Origin of the sequence: Luteimonas sp. YGD11-2, assembly GCF_004118975.1 — a bacterium.
Classification (GTDB): domain Bacteria; phylum Pseudomonadota; class Gammaproteobacteria; order Xanthomonadales; family Xanthomonadaceae; genus Luteimonas; species Luteimonas muca.
Map to the genome: position 1 here is coordinate 2,203,756 of NZ_CP035376.1, position 19,362 is coordinate 2,223,117.

Here is a 19,362-nt window from a genome sequence, read left to right on the forward strand (position 1 = left end):
TACAATGCGCGGTTCGATGAAAACACCCGACTCTTCCGTTCCGCCGCTGCCCCGCCGCGGCCAGCAGCGCGCGTTCTGGCGTGCGCCCGCCTCCACCTCGGCACTGGCCTGGTCGCTGCTGCGCGCAGCCGCCGTGCATGGCCGCCTGCTGCTGGTCGTCGCCCGCGACAACCACCACGCGCACCAGCTGGAGTCCGACCTGCAGACGCTGTCGGGCGGCCACGGCGACGTGCCGATGCTGGTGTTCCCGGACTGGGAAACCCTGCCCTACGACCACTTCAGCCCGCACCCGGACATCGTCTCGCAGCGGTTGTCCACGCTGAACCGGTTGCCGCAACTCACCCGCGGGCTGGTGGTGGTGCCGGTGCAGACGCTGATGCAGCGGCTGCCGCCGCTGGCGTGGATCGCCGGCCAGACCTTCGACCTGCAGGTCGGCCAGCGCTTCGACCTCGACGCTGAAAAGCGCCGCCTGGAAGCCGCCGGCTACCGCAACGTGCCACAGGTGCTGGACCCCGGCGATTTCGCCGTCCGCGGCGGCCTGCTCGACGTCTACCCGATGGGCGCCGATGCACCGTTCCGGGTCGAACTGTTCGACCAGGACATCGAATCGATCCGCAGCTTCGACCCGGAATCGCAGCGCTCGCTCGACAAGGTCGAGGCGATCCGCATGCTGCCCGGCCGCGAAGTGCCGCTGGACGAGGCCGCGCGCGAACGCGCGATGGAAGCGCTCGGCGAACGCTTCGACATCGACCAGCGCCGCAGCTCGCTCTACCAGGACCTGAAGTCCGGGCTGTCGCCGTCGGGCGTCGAGTACTACCTCCCGCTGTTCTTCGAACCCCCGCGCGGGCGCTTCGGCGAGCGCGATGCCGGCGACGCCACCGCCACGCTGTTCGACTACCTGCCCGACGGCGCGCTGCCGGTGCTGGCGCCGGGCGCCCTGGCCGCGGCCGACCATGCCTGGGCGCAGATCGGCGACCGCTACGAGCAGCGTCGCCACGACATCGAGCGCCCGCTGCTGCCGCCGGCCGAACTGTGGCTACCGCCCGACACCCTGCGCGAATGCCTCAACCGCGGCGAGCGCGTGGACGTCGCCGACGACAGCCACGCCCAGGTCACCCAGGCCGTCGCGCTGGGCGACCAGCCGGCGCCGGACCTGCCGGTGTCCACGCGCGAGGTCGATTCCGCCGCGGCGCTGAAGTCCTTCCTCGGCAGCTACCCCGGCCGCGTGCTGCTGGCCGCCGACAGCGCCGGCCGCCGCGAGGCGCTGATCGACCTGCTCGCGCCCACCGGCCTCAAGCCGCAGGTGGTGGCGGATTTCGCCGGCTTCATCGCCGCGGAAAACGATGCCCGCTTCGCCGTGGCCGTCGCCCCGCTCGACAACGGCTTTGCGCTGGACGCCCCGCAGGTCACCATCCTCACCGAGCGCCAGCTGTTTCCCGAGCGCGCCACCCAGCCGCGCCGCGCGCGCCGTGCCGGGCGCGAGCCGGAAGCGATCATCCGCGACCTCGGCGAGCTCACCGAAGGCGCGCCGATCGTCCACGAGGACCACGGCGTCGGCCGCTACCGCGGGCTGGTGGTGCTGGAAGCCGGCGGCCAGCCGGCCGAATACCTCGAGATCGAATACGCCAAGGGCGACCGCCTGTACGTGCCGGTCGCGCAGCTGCACCTGATCAACCGCTATTCCGGCGCCTCGCCGGAAACCGCGCCGCTGCATTCGCTGGGCGGCGAAGCGTGGACCAGGGCCAAGAAGCGCGCCGCCGAGAAGGTGCGCGACGTCGCCGCCGAGCTGCTGGAGATCCAGGCCAAGCGCGCCGCACGCGCCGGTCTTGCGATCGACATCGACCGCGCGATGTACGAGCCGTTCGCCGCGGCGTTCCCGTTCGAGGAAACCCCGGACCAGCATTCGGCGATCGAGGCGGTCATCCGCGATCTCTCTTCCAGCCAGCCGATGGACCGGGTGGTCTGCGGCGATGTGGGCTTCGGCAAGACCGAGGTCGCCGTGCGCGCGGCGTTCGTTGCCGCGGCGGCCGGCAAGCAGGTGGCGCTGCTGGTGCCGACCACGCTGCTGGCCGAACAGCATTTCCGTAATTTCAGTGACCGCTTTGCCGACTGGCCGATCCGGGTCGAGGTGCTGTCGCGCTTCAAATCGACGAAGGAGATCAAGGCGGAACTGGAGAAGGTCGCCCGTGGCGAGATCGACGTGATCGTCGGCACCCACCGCCTGCTGCAGCCCGACGTGAAGTTCAAGGACCTGGGCCTGGTCATCGTCGACGAGGAACAGCGTTTCGGCGTGCGCCAGAAGGAAGCGCTGAAGGCACTGCGCGCCAACGTGCACCTGTTGACGCTCACCGCCACGCCGATCCCGCGCACGCTCAACATGGCGATGGCAGGCATCCGCGACCTGTCGATCATCGCCACCCCGCCGGCACACCGGCTCGCCGTGCAGACCTTTGTCAGCGAATGGGACGACTCGCTGCTGCGCGAAGCCTTCCAGCGCGAGCTCGCGCGCGGCGGCCAGCTGTACTTCCTGCACAACGACGTCGAGTCGATCGGCCGCATGCAGCGCGAGCTGCAGGAACTGGTGCCGGAAGCGCGCATCGGCATCGCCCACGGGCAGATGCCCGAGCGCGAGCTGGAAAAGGTGATGGTCGATTTCCAGAAGCAGCGCTTCAACGTGCTGCTGTCGACCACGATCATCGAATCCGGCATCGACATCCCCAACGCCAACACCATCGTCATCAACCGCGCCGACCGCTTCGGCCTCGCCCAGCTGCACCAGCTGCGTGGGCGCGTCGGGCGTTCGCACCATCGCGCCTACGCCTACCTGGTGGTGCCGGACAAGCGCTCGATCACCGCCGATGCGCAGAAGCGCCTTGATGCCATCGCCTCGATGGACGAGCTCGGTGCCGGCTTCACCCTGGCCACCCACGACCTCGAGATCCGCGGCGCCGGCGAACTGCTGGGCGAGGAGCAGAGCGGGCAGATGGCCGAGGTCGGCTTCAGCCTGTACACCGAGCTGCTGGAACGCGCGGTGCGTTCGATCCGCCAGGGCAAGCTGCCCGATGCCGACGAACCGGAATCGCGCGGTGCCGAGGTGGAACTGCATGCCCCCGCACTGATCCCGGACGACTACCTGCCCGACGTGCACACCCGCCTGACGCTGTACAAGCGCATCAGCGCCGCCGGCAATGCGGACGGCCTGCGCGAGCTGCAGGTGGAGATGATCGACCGCTTCGGCCTGCTGCCCGATGCCGCCAAGCAGCTGTTCGCGGTGGCGGAGATGAAGCTGCAGGCCACCGCCATGGGCATCCGCAAGATCGACCTCGGCGAGAACGGCGGCCGCATCGTGTTCGAGGCCACCCCGCGCATCGACCCGATGGCGCTGATCCAGCTGATCCAGAAGCAGCCCAAGCTGTACGCGATGGACGGCCCCGACAGGCTGCGCATCAAGCTGCCACTGCCCGAGGCCGCCGACCGCCTCAACGCCGCGCGCGGCCTGATGGCGCAGCTGGCGCAGGGCTAGGACCACGGGTGCGCGCGCAGGCGGCGGGGCTATAGTCGGCCCCGTCGCCCGCTCGAGGCCGCCCCGTGCAGCGCCTGCCGATGCCCGCCCTGCGTCCCTTCGTCGCCACCCTGTGGGCGTCGTCGGGAGACGCGCGGGTGAGCGCGGCCTGCGAGCACGTACTGCCGACCGGACAGATGCACCTGGCGATCCGCCTGGGCGATGCGCCGTTGCGGGTGTTCGATGCCGGCACCGGCACGTCCACCAGTTTCGAAGACACCGTGGTCGGCGGCGCGCGCGACCGTTACTACGTTAAGGACATGACGGCGCCCTCGGCCAGCGTCGGCGCGCAGTTGCGCCCGGGCGCGTCGCAGGCATTGTTCGGAGTGCCTGCCGATGTGCTGGCGCACCGGCATGTCGCACTTGCCGCGCTGCTCGGCGATGGCGTGGCCACCCTGCGCGAACGCCTGCTGCAGGAGGCACTGCCCGTCCGACGCATCGACCTGCTGGAAGCCTTCCTCGCCACCCGGCTGCCGCGTGCGCGCGGCCTGCATCCGGCGGTTGCGGAAGCGCTGGCGCTGTTCGGCCACGGCCACGCGGTGGCAGCCGCCGTGCAACGCAGCGGCTACAGCCATCGCCACTTCGGCGCGCTGTTCGCCGGCGCGGTGGGGCTCACCCCGCAACGCTTCCGGCGCGTGCTGCGTTTCCAGCATGTGCTGGCCGCCCACCGCCGCGACCCGGCACTGCCGTGGGCCATGGCCGCACACGACGCCGGGTACAGCGACCAGCCGCACCTGGTGCGCGACTTCGTGGCACTGACGGGCGTGCGCCCGCAGGACTACCGCCGCATCGCGCCGGTCGCGGCCCACCATGTGCCGGTGGATGCCTGGCCGCGTGCGAAAGGCGGCGACGTCGATTCCATACAAGACCCCGGCCGCCGCTGAGCCGCAGCATTTCCGCACCACCCACACGGAGCCGCGCCATGACGATCCACGAGCTCTACGCCTACCTCTGCGTTGCCGATACCGATGCCGCGATCGGCTTCTACGCCCGCGCCTTCGGTGCCACCGAGACGTTCCGCCTCACCGAACCCGGTGGCCGCATCGGCCATGCCGAGATCGATCTCGACGGCCACACCCTGATGCTGTGCGATGCCTTTCCCGAGTACGGCATCCACGCACCGCAACCCGGCGCCCCGACCGCGGTCACCCTGCACCTGCATGTGGACGATGCCGACGCCGCCATCGCCCGCGCGGTCAAGGCCGGTGCCACCCTGGAGCGCGCGGCCAGCGATGCCTTCTATGGCGAGCGCGGCGGCAGCGTGATCGACCCGTTCGGTCACCGCTGGCTGATCGGCCACAGCATCGAGGACGTCAGCCCCGAGGAGATGCAGCGCCGCTACGACGCGTTGTTTGCCGAGGGGCCGCAGGCCGGCTGAGGCGTGCGCTTCACTGCCGCGTCACGCCCCCCATACCCCGGTCGGGCCACCATCGCCTCCTGCCACAAGGACCAGGCGATGACCGCACCCGACCGTCCCGAACTCGACGCCGACACCCACGCCCGCGTGCAGGAGCTGTTCGCGCTGGTGCGCGCCGGCGATGCCGCCACCCTCGCCCGCCTGCTCGGCATGGGCCTGGTGCCCAACCTGCGCGACGGCAAGGGCGACAGCCTGTTGATGCTGGCCGCCTACCACGGCCACGCCGATGCGGTGCGCGTGCTGCTGCAGCACGGCGCCGATGCGTCGCTCGCCAACGACCGCGCCCAGACCCCGCTCGGCACTGCCGCGTTCAAGGGCGACATCGACGTGGTGCGCGCACTGATCGAAGGCGGCGCGCCGGTCGACGACCAACCTGACGGCGGCCGCACCGCGCTGATGCTTGCAGCGATGTTCGACCGCGTGGAAATCATCGAACTGCTGCTTGCGCATGGCGCCAACCCGGAGCACGCCGGTGCCGATGGCGCCACCGCGCTTGATCTCGCCCGCGGCATGGGCGCGGAGCGTGCGGTACAGCGCCTATCACATCCATCGGAAAGTTCAATCCCCCGAACGCCCAAACCGGGCGTCGAATGACCGATCCTATCGATCCCAGCCATCCAGCGAGGATGCATCTATGAAAGACGACAACAACCAAGGGAATTCCGGCGACCGCAGCCTGACCAACCGCCAGGGCCATCCCATCTGCAACAACCAGTCGCAGCGCACCGTGGGCAGCCGCGGCCCGGCGACGCTCGAGAACTACCAGTTCCTGGAGAAGATCAGCCACTTCGACCGCGAGCGCATCCCCGAGCGCGTGGTGCACGCGCGCGGCTTCGTCTGCTACGGCGAGTTCGAGGCCACCGGCAACATCGGCGATGAGCCTGCCGCGAAGTACACCCGCGCGAAGATCTTCTCGCAGGCCGGCAAGAAGACGCCGCTGGCGATCCGCTTCTCGACGGTCATCGGCGGGCGCGATTCCTCGGAAACCGCGCGCGATCCACGCGGCTTCGCGGTGAAGTTCTATACCGAGGACGGCAACTGGGATCTCGTCGGCAACAACCTCGCGATCTTCTTCATCCGCGACGCGATCAAGTTCCCCGACGTGATCCACTCGCTGAAACCCGACCCGGTGACCTTCCGCCAGGAACCGAACCGCATCTTCGACTTCATGAGCCAGACGCCGGAGTCGATGCACATGCTCACGCATCTCTTCAGCCCACGCGGCATTCCGGCCAGCTACCGGCACATGGAAGGCTTCGGCGTGAACACCTACAAGATGGTCAACGCCGAAGGCCAGACCGTGCTGGTGAAGTACCACTTCCACCCCCGCTGCGGCGTGGCCAGCCTGACCGCGGCGGAAGCCGCCAAGGTACAGGGCCAGGACCTCGGCTCGGCCTCGAAGGACCTGTTCGAATCCATCGAGCGCGGCGAATTCCCGCAGTGGGACATGTACGTGCAGATCATGGAGGACCATGACCATCCCGAGCTCGACTGGGACCCGCTGGACGACACCAAGATCTGGCCGGAGAAGGACTTCCCGCTGCGCCACGTGGGCGTGATGACGCTCAACCGCAACGTCGAGGACCACCACAACGAGAACGAGCAGATCGCGATGGGCACCGGCGTGCTGGTCGACGGCCTGGACTTCTCCGACGACAAGATGCTGGTGGGCCGCACGTTCTCGTACTCCGACACCCAACGCTACCGGGTTGGATCGAACTACCTGCAGCTGCCGGTGAACCAGCCCAAGGGCGTGCAGCGGGTGCAGACCAACCTCAGGGGCGGCCAGATGTCCTACGGCGTGGACCTCGCCCCGGGACAGAACCCGCACATCAACTTCGAGCCGTCCATCCACAACGGCCTGCAGGAAGCGCCGGACATGGGCCCGAACAACGCGCCGGAGATCCGCGGCGCGCTGACCCGCAGCGTGATCGAGCGCCGCAACGACTACGTGCAGGCGCGCGCCCGCTTCAACACCATGCAGGACTGGGAGCGCCAGGACCTGATCGACAACATGGGCACCCTGCTGTCGGCCTGCGAGCGCGACGTGCAGGAGCGCATGCTGTGGCACTTCTTCCTGGTGCACGACCAGTACGGCCAGGGGGTGGCCGAGAAGCTGGGCATGCGCGTGGACGACGTCCGCCACCTCGAGCCGTTGAAGGGCCAGGTGCTGACCGACGAGGACCAGCAGCGCCTGAAGAACCTCGGCAACAACAACGACCCCATCGACCCGGAAGTCTGGGGCCAGTGGACCAGCTCGGTCACCAACCACCGCGCCACCGCCGAGGAAGTCCTCGAAGGCCGCCTCCCGGGCCCGAAGGCGGAGCTGGAAGCGACGGCGGAAGCGTGATGTAGCCGACGCCCGCTACCGGGTGAGTTGAACAGGCGGCGCCGGCAACGGCGCCGCTTCTTTGTGGCCGACGCCCGGGCGGCAGCCATCCTTCGCCGGGTTCGATCGGCATGACCTGCAGGCTCCGCGGACGCGGTGCCGAGGCCGTCGATGTGTGACTCGAGCCAGCAGGCAGTCCTGCTGCCGGTGACGTTCATGAGTGGAGGCGGCGAACCGCCGCTCCTGGTTCACCCCAGCCCCTCGCGCAGACGGGAGAGGGAAGTCAACATCAAGCGCGGCGAGCCTTGTTACACCGTCGACGGCGCCACTTCGCGCAGCTTGCCTTCGTGCAGTTCCAGCACGCGGTCCAGGCGGCGGGCGAGGCTGCGGTCGTGGGTGACCAGCACCAGGCTGGTGCGCTGCGCGCGGTTGAGGTCGAGCATCAGGTCGAACACGGTGGCCGCGGTGCGGTCGTCGAGATTGCCGGTGGGCTCGTCGCCGAGCACGCAGGCGGGGCGGTTGACCAGTGCACGCGCCACGGCGGCACGCTGGCGTTCGCCGCCGGAGAGTTCGCCGGGCTTGTGCTGCAGGCGATGGCCGAGACCGACCGACTCCAGCAGTTCGCGTGCCTTGGGCTCCACCTCGGCGATCGCCGGCGGCTTGCCGCGCTTCTCGCCATCCACCGCCTGCCCGGTGAGCAGCGCCGGCAGCATCACGTTCTCCAGCGCGGTGAACTCGGGCAGCAGGTGGTGGAACTGGTAGACGAAGCCGAGCGCGCGGTTGCGCAGCGCGCCGCGCGCGCGATCGGACAGCCTGCTCATGCGGTGGCCGTCGACATACACCTCGCCGGCGGTGGGTACGTCCAGCCCGCCCAGCAGGTGCAGCAGCGTGCTCTTGCCGGCACCGGAGGCACCGATGATCGCCACCGTCTCGCCGGGGTACACGTCGAGGTCGAGGCCGTCGAACACCGGGGTGTTGAGCTTGCCTTCGCGGTAGGTCTTGCCGAGCGCTTCGGCGCGGATGACCGGCATGCCCGGCGTGGCGGTCGGCTCGCCTTCGCGCGGCAGCAGCGTGGTCGGCACGGGGTCGTGATGCTCACTCATAACGCAGCGCCTCCGCCGGGGCGGTGCGCGATGCACGCCATGCCGGGTAGATCGTGGCAAGGAAGGCCATCGCCAGCGCCACCAGCGCGATGATGGTGACGTCGTCGGCGCGCAGTTCGGTGGGCAGGCCGGTGATGTAGTAGACGTCGGGCGGGATCAGCACCACGTCGAACGCGGCTTCGATCGCACGCAGGATGTGTTCGAGGTTGAGCGTGAGCAGCACGCCGCCGACCACGCCGAGCACGGTGCCGATGACGCCGATCAGCGTGCCCTGCACGATGAACACCCGCAGGATGCCGCCGGGCGGCATGCCCAGCGTGCGCATGATGGCGATGTCGGCCTGCTTGTCGGTGACCAGCATCACCTGCGACGACACCAGGTTGAACGCGCCCATCGCGATGATCAGCGACAGCAGGATCGCGATCATGGTCTTTTCCAGCCTGAGCGCGCGGAACATGTTGGCGTTCTCCCGGCTCCAGTCGCTCACCCGGTACGGGCCCTGCAGCGCGATGGCGAGATCGCGTGCGACATCCCAGGCCTGGTTCATGTCGTGCAGGCGCAGGCGCACGCCGGTCACGCCCTCGCCGAGGCGCTGCACGCGCTGCAGGTCGGCCATGTTGACCAGCGCGAGGTTGCGGTCGAACTGCTGGTGGCCGGCCTCGAACAGGCCGCTGACGGTGTAGCGCTTGAGCTGCGGCACCGCGCCCATCGGCGTGGTCTGGAAATCGGTGGTGACCACCACGCGGTCGCCGACGCGCACGCCCAGCCACAGCGCGAGCTCGCGGCCGAGGATGATGTTGAAGCTGCCGGCTTCCAGCGAGTCGAACGCGCCTTCCACCATCCGCTCGGCGATCACCGAGACGTTCTTCTCCTGTTCCGGCAGCACGCCCTGCAGCAGCGCGGGCTGACGGTTGGGCCCGGCGATCAGCGCCTCGCTCTGCACATACGGCGCGGCGCCGGCCACGCGTGCATCGCGCCCGGCGATGTCGACCGCGTAGCGCCAGTTCTCCATCGCGCCGCTGTCGGCACTCACCGTGGCATGCGCGGACATCTGCAGCAGACGGTCGCGGATCTCGCGCTGGAAACCGGTCATCACCGCCAGCGTGGTGATCAGCGCGGCGACGCCGATGGCGATGCCGAGGATGGAGGCGAGCGAGATAAAGGAGATGAAGCCGTTGCGTCGCTTGGCGCGCAGGTAGCGCAGGCCAATGGAGGCGGACAGGGGTCTGAACATCGGGGCTCGCGAGGGACGCCGGCGGTCTGCACCGGCACAAGAGCCTTATGGTGCCATCGACGGTGCCCTGCGCGCAGTGTGCGTGGTGGGCGCGGCCAGTCGGAGTTCACGGCGTGCGGCCGGCAGCAGGGTATCGGGCCACCAGGCGATGCGCTGCGCGCGCCCGTGCGCATCGCGCCAGCGCGCGAACGCCAGTGGCCCGCGCCACGCGAGTTCGAAGCCGTCCACGCCCTGCCCGTCCACCTCGACGCGGCCATTGCCGGGGAAATGCAGCGTGCGTGGCGCCCGGCGTGCCTCGCGGCGTACGACGGAAATGCCGTAGGCGCAGGCCAGCAGCGTGAGCGGCCATGCGGCAATGCGCGGCATCTCGGAGGCGAGGATCGCCACCGGCGCCAACGCGGTCATCAACAGCAGCGCGGCCAGCAGCCAGCGCGAAGGATTCCAGGCGACGGTGCCGCCGTCAGCGCTGTTCCTGGAGCGAACGCATGCGTTCGACAAGACCTCTGAGGCTGGCATCGGGGACGTCCTCGTAGCCCATGAACCAGCGCCAGAGCCTATCGTCCTCGCAATCCATCAGCTGTAGGAATACCCCGCGTTCCGCGTCGGACGCGGTTGGCCATGCACGGTCGAGATACGCGTTGAACAGCACGTCGAGTTCGCGCATGCCGCGGCGGCAGCGCCAGCGCAGGCGCTTGAGTTCGGCGTCGTCGTGCGTGCTCATGCCTGCGCCAGCAGCCAGCCGAGACGGATCCAGAACAGCAGCAGCACCGCAACCCCGAGCAGGAACACGCGGAAGCGGTGCATCACCTTGTTGTAGCCGCACTGGATGGCGCTGTGGGCGATGCGCAGGGCCACGAAACCCCATGCAAGGGCGACCACCCACGGGTCGCGCACGCCGACCGCCAGCGCCACCGCAACGCCGAAGTAGAACAGCACCGGCAGTTCGAACAGGTTGCGGTAGTTGTCCGACGCGCGGCTGTCGCTGAGCCGCTGCGCCAGTTGCCCGGAAAGCGCCACCGACTGCGGGTGGATGCGCTCGCGCACCATCTCGCCGATGCGCCGGCGGTACATCACGCCGGCCACCACGAAGGTCAGTGCGACCAGCGCCAGGCCGGGCCACAGGATCGGATTGCTGGTCACCATCACTGCCCCCGAACGAATCGCGCCGGCGGGTGCCGGCGCGGGATGATCAACCGTGGCGCGCCAGCATCATCTGCTTGATCTGGCCGATGGCCTTGGCGGGGTTCAGGCCCTTCGGGCAGGTCCGCGTGCAGTTCATGATGGTGTGGCAGCGGTAGAGCTTGAACGGATCTTCCAGGTCGTCCAGGCGCGCGCCGGTGTCCTCGTCGCGGCTGTCGATGATCCAGCGGTAGGCCTGCAGCAGGATCGCCGGGCCGAGGTAGCGGTCGCCGTTCCACCAGTAGCTGGGGCACGCGGTGCTGCAGCAGGCGCACAGGATGCACTCGTAGAGGCCGTCGAGCTTGGCGCGGTCCTCCTTCGACTGCAGGCGCTCGCGGTCCGGCGGCGGCGCGCTCTGCGTGCGCAGCCACGGCTTGATCGAGGCGTACTGGGCGTAGAAATGCGTGAGGTCGGGCACCAGGTCCTTGACCACCGGCATGTGCGGCAGCGGGTAGATCGGCACGTCGCCGTTGCCCTTGCCGCAGTCCTCGATGGCCTTGGTGCAGGCCAGCGTGTTGGTACCGTCGATGTTCATCGCGCAGGAGCCGCAGATGCCCTCGCGGCACGAACGGCGGAAGGTGAGCGTCGGGTCGACTTCGTTCTTGATCTTGATCAGCGCGTCGAGAACCATCGGGCCGCACCTGTCGAGATCGACCTCGTAGGTGTCGACGCTCGGGTTGCGCCCGTCGTCCGGGTTCCAGCGGTAGACCTTGAAGGTCCGCACGCGCGTGGCGCCGGCCGCCGGGAAGTGGCGACCCGCCTGGATCTTCGAGTTCTGCGGAAGGGAGAATGCGGCCACGGTCAAATCTCGGTATTGGCAGGCGATTTCGGCGCCAGCTGTGGGACACGGACGGTACGGAGCAGCAGATAGACGACCAGCGCGCCCAGCGGGGTCGCGAAGATCGTCAGCAGCACCCAGAACATGACCTGCGCGAGATGCGCATTGCGCACGTAGAGCATGCGCAGGACCAGCGCCGCGGCGATGACGCCGAGCGCCCAGAGCATCATGAACTGATGGCTGAAGACCATACCGGACTCGCTCCTCGTTCGGTCACCCGGTCAGTAGACGCGGGCGACGGGGGGGACGACCTGGACCTCGTCGTCGAGCGTGTACATGTGCACCGGGCGGTAGTCGATGCGGGTGTTGCCGGCCTCGTCCACCCAGCACAGGGTGTGCTTCTGCCACTCGGTGTCGTTGCGGTCGGGGAAGTCCTCGCGGGCATGGGCGCCGCGCGATTCCTTGCGGTTCTCCGCCGACACGATCGTCGCCAGCGCCTGGCCGAGCAGGTTCTGCAGCTCGAAGGTCTCGATCAGGTCGGAGTTCCACACCAGCGAACGGTCGCTGACCTTGACGTCGGCGAACGACGCGTGGATCTCGCGGATCTTCTGCACGCCGTCGGCCAGCGTCTCGCCGGTGCGGAACACCGCGGCGTCGATCTGCATCGTGCGCTGCATCCGGTCGCGGATCTCGGCGGTCGAGGTGCTGCCGGTGGCGTGGCGCAGCGCGTCGAGGTTGGCCAGAGACCGGTCGCAGGCATCCTCGGCAAGGCGCTTGTGCGGGGCGCCGCTCTTGATGGTCTCGGCGCAGCGGTTGGCCACCGCGCGGCCGAACACCACCAGGTCGAGCAGCGAGTTCGAGCCCAGGCGGTTGGCGCCATGCACCGAGACGCAGGCGGCCTCGCCGATCGCGTACAGGCCCGGCACCACCGCATCCGGGTTGCCGTCCCTGAGCTGGACGACTTCGCCGCGGTAATTGGTGGGGATGCCGCCCATGTTGTAGTGGACGGTGGGGATGACCGGGATCGGCTGCTTGGTCACGTCGACGCCGGCGAAGATCCGCGCGCTCTCGGCGATGCCGGGCAGCTTCTCGTGGATGTCGTTGGGATCGAGGTGGGTGAGGTCGAGGTGGATGTGGTCCTTGTCGGTACCGACGCCGCGGCCTTCGCGGATCTCGATGGTCATCGAGCGGCTCACCACGTCGCGCGAGGCGAGGTCCTTGGCGTTGGGCGCGTAGCGCTCCATGAAGCGCTCGCCCTGGGCGTTGCGCAGGATGCCGCCCTCGCCGCGCACGCCCTCGGTGATCAGGCAGCCGGCGCCGTAGATGCCGGTGGGGTGGAACTGCACGAACTCCATGTCCTGCAGGCCGAGCCCGGCGCGCAGCGCCATGCCGCCGCCGTCGCCGGTGCAGGTGTGGGCGGAGGTCGCGGAGAAGTACGCGCGGCCATAGCCGCCGGTGGCCAGCACCACGCCATGGGAGCGGAACAGGTGCAGCGTGCCCTCGGCCATGTCGAGCGCGAGCACGCCGCGGCAGGCGCCGTCCTCGTCCATGATCAGGTCGAGCGCGAAGTACTCGATGAAGAAGCGCGCGTCATGCTTGAGCGACTGCTGGTACAGCGTGTGCAGCATCGCGTGGCCGGTGCGGTCGGCCGCGGCGCAGGTGCGCTGGGCGATGCCCTTGCCGTAGTGCGTGGTCATGCCACCGAACGGGCGCTGGTAGATCTTGCCTTCCTCGGTGCGCGAGAACGGCACGCCCTGGTGCTCGAGCTCGATGATCGCGGGGATCGCCTCGCGGCACATGTACTGGATGGCGTCCTGGTCGCCCAGCCAGTCCGAGCCCTTGATGGTGTCGTAGAAGTGGAAGCGCCAGTCGTCCTCGCCCATGTTGCCCAGCGCGGCGGAGATACCGCCCTGCGCCGCCACGGTGTGCGAGCGCGTGGGGAACACCTTGGTCAGACAGGCGGTCTGCAGGCCCTTGGCGGCAAGGCCGAAGGTGGCGCGCAGGCCGGCGCCGCCGGCGCCGACGACGACCATGTCGTACTTGTGTTCGGTGATCTTGTAGGTCGAGGTCATCGTGGGTCTCTGGTTGCGCGGGGGAGGCGGCGGGAGGCCTGGGCCCTGACCCCATCCCCCCTTCCGCACGCGGAAGAGGGGCGAAAGTGCCGGCGGGAGCCGCTTCGGCGGCACCCTCGCCCGGATCACTCCGGGGTCTCGGACACTGCGGAATTACAGGAGCGCGATGCGGGCGATCGCGTACAGCGAGGCCAGCGCGCCGAGCGTGCAGGCGACGATCGCCAGGAACTGCAGGGCGATCTCGAGCGAACGGGCGTGGATGTAGTCCTCGATGATGGTCTGCAGGCCCATCCGCGTGTGCCAGAACATCGACACCGCGAACAGGGTCAGCAGGATCGCGTTCCACGGCCGCGCGATGGTCTCGCGCACGCTGTCGAGGTCGGCGCCGATCATCGACACCAAGAGGCCCACCAGCCACGGCACCAGCAGCGCCAGCACCACCGCAGTCACCCGGATCCACCAGAAGTGCGAGGTGCCCGACTTGCCCGAACCCAGGCCGCGCGCGCGCGCCAGCGGGGTGCGGAGGTCGCGGCGCACCGGTGCGCCGTTCGCGTTCGCCTTGACGTCGCTCATGCACCACCCCGCAGCGCGACGAACCAGATCGCCGACGTCAACACCAGCGTCAGGCCGACCACGGCATAGCCGGACCGGTACACCTCGGGAAGCTCGAAGCCCCAGCCCGCATCCCACAGCAGGTGGCGAATGCCGGCGAGCAGGTGGTAGACCATGCCCAGCGAGAACAGGAACAGCGCGACCATGCCGACCGGCGAGGCCAGGCACGCGGCGGCGCGCTCGTAGGCGTCACCGCCCTGCGCCACGGCCAGCAGCCACCACGCGAACACGAAGGCGCCCACGGTGATGCCGATGCCGGCGATGCGGAACAGGATGGACAACAGCGACGTCAGCTGGAACCTGTACGTCTGTCCGAGCATGAAGGGTGACAAAGGGCGTTCGCGATTCGCCATCGCTGGCAATCTCCTCGCTGGCGGCGGTGCCGCGTGGCTGGAATCAGAAGTCGATACAGCGGCCGTTCTTTTCCCAGTCGCCGTATCGGGTGGGTTCGGGGCCGTCGCGTCCGCCGATTTCCACCGGCCTGGGCGTCGGATCCGTGGCGGGCGTGGCCGCCTGATCCGGATCCGGAGTCGGGACGCTTTCGCCTATCATGGCCGGGTTCTTCACCGCACGGATTCTAGTTCCCACGCCCATGCACGACAAGTCGGACGCCCTTCCCGGCGATTTTTTCGCCATCCCCGACATCCACGTGATCCGCATGCAGGGGCGCGACGCGATCGCGTTCGCGCAGGCGCAGTTCATGAACGATGTTGCTGCCCTGGCCGACGGCCAGTGGCAGTGGAACGGCTGGCTGACGCCGAAGGGCCGCGTGGTGGCGCTGTTCGCGGTGCTGCGCGTGGATGGCGAGACCCTGCGCCTGCTGCTGCTCGACGCCGACCCGGCGGGGTTCGTGGAGCGCCTGCAGCGCTTCGTGTTCCGCAGCAAGGTCACGCTGGCGCCCGAGGCCGACGTGGCGGTTGCGGGGGCATTCGCCGCGCCGGGCAGCGCCCGTGGCGCGCAGGCTTCGGTCAACGATGATGGCGCGACCGAGCTCGATCTCGGCGGCGTGGACGAGCCCCGCACCCTGCGCATCGGCGCCGGCCCGGCGACCATCGACCCGGTCGCCCACGGCCGCTGGCGTGCACTGGATCTCGCGCATGGCCTGCCGCGGCTGGAGCCGTCGCAGCTGGAGCAATGGACGCCGCAGCAGCTGTCGCTTGACCGCCTGCGCGCCTTCAGCGTGAAGAAGGGTTGCTACCCGGGGCAGGAAATCGTCGCGCGCACGCATTTCCTCGGCCAGGTGAAGCGGGGCCTCGCGAGGCTGCACACCGGATCGGCGACGGTGTCGGCCGGCGACGAGGTGACCGCAGCGAGCGGCAGCGGCCGCATCGTCTGCAGTCAGGGTGACGAGGCGCTTGCGGTACTGCCTCTGGATCCCGCGCCGGTCGACCTGCAGGTGGGTGGCACCGCCGCCCGAGCCCTGCCGTTGCTGGACGGCCTGGCGCGCTGATTGCGCGCTTGATCCAGGGCGGCGCGCGGCCCATATTCGCGCACGGTCATCGTTGTGGCGCCCGGACCGCGGACGCATCGGGCAGGACGCCATACCGCTTTCACGCAGTCGATGTATTGATACCGCCTCCAGAGGAAGGGGAACCACCATGCGCTTCGCACCGACCGCCGCCGCCGCGGCGCTTTCCACGCTGTTGCTTGCCGCCTGCGCCAGCCAGGCACCCGCCCCCGAGCCGGCGCCCGAACCGGTTCCGCAGCTGCCCTCGACGTTCCTCGAGCGGCTGTCCGCGGACGGTCTGTTCGCGTTCGGCAGTGCCAGCATCGAGGACTTCAGCGTCGAGGGCCGCACCGCGCTCGACGACCTGGCAACGCGCCTGTCGTCGCGCCCGCTCGAGATCGTGCACGTGATCGGCCACAGCGACCGCATCGGCAATGACCGCGCCAACCTGCGCCTGTCCGAGCAGCGTGCCAATGCGGTACGCGACTACCTGATCGACCGCGGCGTACCCGCCGAGCGCATCACCGCCGTGGGCCGCGGCAGCGTGGAGCCGGTGGAGGACTGCGAAGGCATGCGCGGCGACGCGCTGCGCGACTGCCTGGCGCCGAACCGCCGCGTGGAAGTGCGGGTGCAGTTCGCGGATTGAGCTGGACCGGGCCCTCTCCCCGCGCGGGGAGAGGGTCAGCACCACGCAGGCGCGGGCCGCCTCGAACGGCTCAGCCCTGCGCCAGTTCCGCCGCCGCCGCGACGATGTCCTCGTCCGACGGAATCACGAGGAACGCGGCGCCCGCAAGCGGAGTGAAGGTATCCGCGCCGACCACGCGCCGCAGTGGCTTGTGGCCCAGCCCGGCTTCGCTGATCGCGGTGATGATGCCCTCGCCCACCCCGGCGCTGCGGCGGCCCTCGTCGACCACCAGGATGCGCGCGCACTCGCCGGCATGACGGGCGATCGCGGCCTCGTTCAAGGGCAGCAGCCAGCGCAGGTCCACCACGCGCACCTTCCAGCCGTGCGCGGCCTCGATGGCACGCGCGGCGCGCAGGCTCATCGGCACGCCGTTGCCGAAGGTGAAGATCACCAGGTCACGGGCATCGGCGTCGTACACGCGCTCCTCGCCGAGCGGCATCGCCTCGTCCGGTGACGGGTACGTCGTCAGCCAGCCGCCGTCGCCCGGCTCGTGCAGGTCCTTGGCCATGTACAGCGCGATCGGCTCCAGCAGCGCGCACACGCGCCCATCCACCTTTGCCAGTGCCACCAGCGTGCGCAGCATGGTGGCGGCATCGTCGCCGCGGCTCGGGCAACCAATGACCAGCCCGGGGATGTCGCGCAGTGCGGTGATCGAGTTGTCGTTGTGGAAATGCCCACCGAACCCGCGCTGGTAACCCAGCGAGGCGATGCGCATGACCATCGGATTGCGGTACTGGTTGTTGGAGAAGAACTGCAGGGTCGCCGCCTCGCCGCGGATCTGGTCGCATGCGTTGTGGAAGTACGCCAGGTACTGGATCTCCGGCAGCGGCAGCAGGCCCATGTTGGCGTAGCCCTGCGCCATGCCGAGGATCGTGGTTTCGTCGAGCAGCGTGTTGAACACGCGGCGCGCGCCGAACGCCTTCTGCAGCCCCTTGGTGACGGTGTAGACACCGCCCTTCTGCGCCACGTCCTCGCCGAACAGCAGGACTTCCGGGTACTTGGCGAACAGGTCGTGCAGCGCGGCGTTGATCTGGATCGCCAGGTGCTTGGGCCCGGCGTTTTCCGGCAACTTCGCCTCGCCACCGAACGCCTGCAGGCGGCGTTCGTCAAAATCCGCGCGGGCGGCTTCGGCGGCCACGGCGTCGGGCGTGTACGGCGCCAGCGGCGCGACCACGTCTTCCAGCGTCGACAGGCGCGGGCGGCTGTCCGCGTCCTCGGCCGCAGCGAAGCAGCGCTCGCGCGTGGCCTCGTACAGCGCAAGCACCTCGTCTTTCGACATCAGCCCGGACTCGAGCGCGATCGACGCCGAGCGCAGCAGCGGGTCGGTCGCCTCCACCGCGCACAGCTCCTCGATCGAGCGCCATTCGATCTCGAAGTCGGTGCCGGCGTGGCCCATGATCCGCGTCGTGCGCAGGTGCAGGAAGGTCGGCCGGCGGGTGCGGCGGCAATGCTCGACCGCACGCTGCACCTCACCGTAGCCGGCGGCGAGGTCGAGGCCATCGGCGGCGAAATAATCCAGGTCGGTGCGGTTGGCGAAATTGCGTGCGATCCAGCCGTCCGGGGTCTTCACCGAGATGCCGATGCCGTTGTCCTCGCAGACGAACAGCACCGGCGCCGGCAGCTTCTGGTAGGCCGTCCAGGCCGCGGCGTTGAACGCGGTCTGCGCGGTGGCGTGGTTGCTCGACGCATCGCCGAACGAGCACACGACGATGCTGTCGTCGGGCACCGGCAGCGCATGGCCGATGCGGCGCCCGTGCTCGATCGCGATCGCGGTGCCCAGCGCCTTGGGCAGGTGCGAGGCGATGGTGGAGGTCTGCGGCAGCACCCACAACGGCTTGCTGCCCCACACCTTGTGGCGGCCGCCCGATGCCGGGTCGTCCTTGGAAGCGGCGAACGACAGCGCCGAATCCATCACCGGATCCATCCCCGGCAGCTTGCGGAAGCGCTCGGCCATGAAGCCGCCCGAGCGGTAATGCAGGAACGCGGGATCGGTATGCCGGGTGAGCCGGGCGACCATCGCGTTGCCTTCGTGGCCCGAGCTGCCGATGGTGTAGAAGACCTTGTTCTGCACGCGCAGCACGCGCGCCATCAGGTCGAGATGGCGGCTGATCAGCTGCGACTCGAACAGTTCGCGAAAACCGCGCGCGTCCAGCGCGCTGCCGTCGAGGATGGCTTCGTCAGCGGCCGGGCGGGCGTCGGCACGGCCGTCCCAGCCACGCACGGACTCCTGGAAGTTGACGTCGCAGATTTCCGCGCGGTTGAGCCCCTTCATGCGGGCGGGGATCGGACTGGGTACGGCTGCGAACATGTCGATGGAATGCCTGGTCGGGTGGTTGCGAAAGCGACGCGGTCAGCCGCGGCGCCTGCGGGTGTCCTGCCACTGCGCACGGGTCTGTCCCCAGACCTCGCACGGTGAATCCTGGTAGGGCGGTGGCAACGTGGCCATGCCGATAAACGTGGAACCGAGCCTCGACGCGACCTTCTTCGAGGCGACGTTCTCCGGCGCGAAGCAGTGGACGAAGTCGTCCCAGCCGAGTTCGTCCAGCGCCCAGTCGATGGCCGCCGTCAGTGCTTCGGTGGCGTAGCCGCGGCCCCATGCATCGCGGTGGAGCATGTAGCCGATCTCGTTGCCGGGCCAGCCATCGGGCTTCCACGGCCCGCCCTGCCCCAGCCACTGCCCGCTGTCGCGGTCGATGATGGAGAACATGCCGAAGCCCTGGATCATCCACGCGCCCGGTTGCTGCAGGAACTTGCGCCACGCCGCGGCACGCGGCATGTGGCCGCCGATCCAGCGCGCCGCGTCCTCGTCGCCGATCAGCTCGGCGAAGCGCTCGAAATCCCCCGCCTGCGGCAGGCGCAGGACCAGGCGCTCGGTTTCGATGCGGATATCCGGAAGCGACATGCCAGGTCCCCCAGGGCTCGATTGCAACGAGGCGAAATCCCG

20 protein-coding genes are annotated in these 19,362 nt (G+C 69.3%); 7 read left to right on the forward strand and 13 right to left on the reverse strand.

What is annotated here, in order from left to right; genetic code table 11:
• Positions 1-16: 16 nt before the first annotated feature.
• The 5 genes from mfd (at position 17) to ERL55_RS09995 (ending at position 7,329) form a co-directional block, all read left to right on the forward strand.
• Entirely contained in the window at positions 17-3,523 is a 3,507-nt protein-coding gene (gene mfd / locus ERL55_RS09975) for a transcription-repair coupling factor (protein WP_129136291.1), read from the forward strand.
• Between the two features lie 80 nt (positions 3,524-3,603).
• Entirely contained in the window at positions 3,604-4,446 is an 843-nt protein-coding gene (locus ERL55_RS09980) for a helix-turn-helix domain-containing protein (RefSeq protein WP_129136292.1), read from the forward strand.
• A 38-nt stretch (positions 4,447-4,484) separates the two neighbouring features.
• Positions 4,485-4,940, forward strand: a complete 456-nt coding sequence (locus ERL55_RS09985) for a VOC family protein (RefSeq protein ID WP_129136293.1) — start codon at positions 4,485-4,487, stop codon at positions 4,938-4,940.
• 78 nt (positions 4,941-5,018) lie between these two features.
• Positions 5,019-5,573, forward strand: a complete 555-nt coding sequence (locus ERL55_RS09990) for an ankyrin repeat domain-containing protein (protein WP_129136294.1) — start codon at positions 5,019-5,021, stop codon at positions 5,571-5,573.
• A 40-nt stretch (positions 5,574-5,613) separates the two neighbouring features.
• On the forward strand, positions 5,614-7,329 hold the full coding sequence (locus tag ERL55_RS09995; protein WP_129136295.1) for a catalase: 1,716 nt from the start codon (positions 5,614-5,616) through the stop codon (positions 7,327-7,329).
• A 287-nt stretch (positions 7,330-7,616) separates the two neighbouring features.
• On the opposite strand, the gene lolD is transcribed toward ERL55_RS09995, so the two are convergent.
• From lolD to ERL55_RS10050, 11 genes are all read right to left on the reverse strand, one after another.
• Positions 7,617-8,339 carry a lipoprotein-releasing ABC transporter ATP-binding protein LolD gene (gene lolD / locus ERL55_RS10000; RefSeq protein WP_129137306.1) on the reverse strand — a complete coding sequence of 241 codons (723 nt, stop codon included), beginning with the start codon at positions 8,337-8,339 and terminating at the stop codon, positions 7,617-7,619.
• Positions 8,340-8,403: 64 nt separating this feature from the next.
• Positions 8,404-9,645, reverse strand: a complete 1,242-nt coding sequence (locus tag ERL55_RS10005; protein WP_129136296.1) for a lipoprotein-releasing ABC transporter permease subunit — start codon at positions 9,643-9,645, stop codon at positions 8,404-8,406.
• Positions 9,646-9,690: 45 nt separating this feature from the next.
• On the reverse strand, positions 9,691-10,143 hold the full coding sequence (locus ERL55_RS10010; protein WP_129136297.1) for a hypothetical protein: 453 nt from the start codon (positions 10,141-10,143) through the stop codon (positions 9,691-9,693).
• Complete coding sequence (locus ERL55_RS10015) at positions 10,106-10,366, reverse strand: succinate dehydrogenase assembly factor 2 (protein WP_129136298.1); 261 nt, start codon at positions 10,364-10,366, stop codon at positions 10,106-10,108. The genes ERL55_RS10010 and ERL55_RS10015 overlap by 38 nt, the downstream gene beginning before the upstream one ends.
• Positions 10,363-10,788 (reverse strand): MAPEG family protein, encoded by a 426-nt coding sequence (locus ERL55_RS10020; protein WP_129136299.1) that lies wholly within the window; start codon positions 10,786-10,788, stop codon positions 10,363-10,365. Before ERL55_RS10020 ends, ERL55_RS10015 begins: the two co-directional genes overlap by 4 nt.
• Before the next feature lie 46 nt (positions 10,789-10,834).
• Positions 10,835-11,623, reverse strand: a complete 789-nt coding sequence (locus ERL55_RS10025; RefSeq protein ID WP_129136300.1) for a succinate dehydrogenase iron-sulfur subunit — start codon at positions 11,621-11,623, stop codon at positions 10,835-10,837.
• Between the two features lie 2 nt (positions 11,624-11,625).
• Positions 11,626-11,853: a hypothetical protein gene (locus ERL55_RS10030; RefSeq protein WP_129136301.1), complete on the reverse strand. Its 228-nt coding sequence runs from the start codon at positions 11,851-11,853 to the stop codon at positions 11,626-11,628.
• Positions 11,854-11,883: 30 nt separating this feature from the next.
• Positions 11,884-13,674, reverse strand: a complete 1,791-nt coding sequence (gene sdhA, locus ERL55_RS10035; RefSeq protein WP_129136302.1) for a succinate dehydrogenase flavoprotein subunit — start codon at positions 13,672-13,674, stop codon at positions 11,884-11,886.
• 153 nt (positions 13,675-13,827) lie between these two features.
• Positions 13,828-14,247 (reverse strand): succinate dehydrogenase, hydrophobic membrane anchor protein, encoded by a 420-nt coding sequence (gene sdhD, locus ERL55_RS10040; protein ID WP_129136303.1) that lies wholly within the window; start codon positions 14,245-14,247, stop codon positions 13,828-13,830.
• Complete coding sequence (sdhC, locus tag ERL55_RS10045; RefSeq protein WP_129136304.1) at positions 14,244-14,639, reverse strand: succinate dehydrogenase, cytochrome b556 subunit; 396 nt, start codon at positions 14,637-14,639, stop codon at positions 14,244-14,246. Before sdhC ends, sdhD begins: the two co-directional genes overlap by 4 nt.
• 43 nt (positions 14,640-14,682) lie before the next feature.
• The gene (locus tag ERL55_RS10050) at positions 14,683-14,853 is read right to left on the reverse strand and encodes a DUF1674 domain-containing protein (RefSeq protein ID WP_241685747.1); all 171 of its coding nucleotides are present in this window, start codon (positions 14,851-14,853) and stop codon (positions 14,683-14,685) included.
• 25 nt (positions 14,854-14,878) lie between these two features.
• On the opposite strand from ERL55_RS10050, the gene ERL55_RS10055 reads away from it, so the two are divergent.
• Positions 14,879-15,736: a folate-binding protein YgfZ gene (locus ERL55_RS10055; protein WP_129136305.1), complete on the forward strand. Its 858-nt coding sequence runs from the start codon at positions 14,879-14,881 to the stop codon at positions 15,734-15,736.
• 148 nt (positions 15,737-15,884) lie between these two features.
• On the forward strand, positions 15,885-16,379 hold the full coding sequence (locus ERL55_RS10060; protein WP_129136306.1) for an OmpA family protein: 495 nt from the start codon (positions 15,885-15,887) through the stop codon (positions 16,377-16,379).
• 70 nt (positions 16,380-16,449) lie between these two features.
• Here ERL55_RS10060 and ERL55_RS10065 read toward each other — a convergent pair whose 3' ends face one another.
• Both ERL55_RS10065 and ERL55_RS10070 read right to left on the reverse strand, forming a co-directional pair.
• Positions 16,450-18,726, reverse strand: a complete 2,277-nt coding sequence (locus tag ERL55_RS10065) for a thiamine pyrophosphate-dependent enzyme (RefSeq protein ID WP_129136307.1) — start codon at positions 18,724-18,726, stop codon at positions 16,450-16,452.
• 42 nt (positions 18,727-18,768) lie between these two features.
• On the reverse strand, positions 18,769-19,320 hold the full coding sequence (locus tag ERL55_RS10070; protein ID WP_129136308.1) for a GNAT family N-acetyltransferase: 552 nt from the start codon (positions 19,318-19,320) through the stop codon (positions 18,769-18,771).
• Positions 19,321-19,362 lie beyond the last annotated feature (42 nt).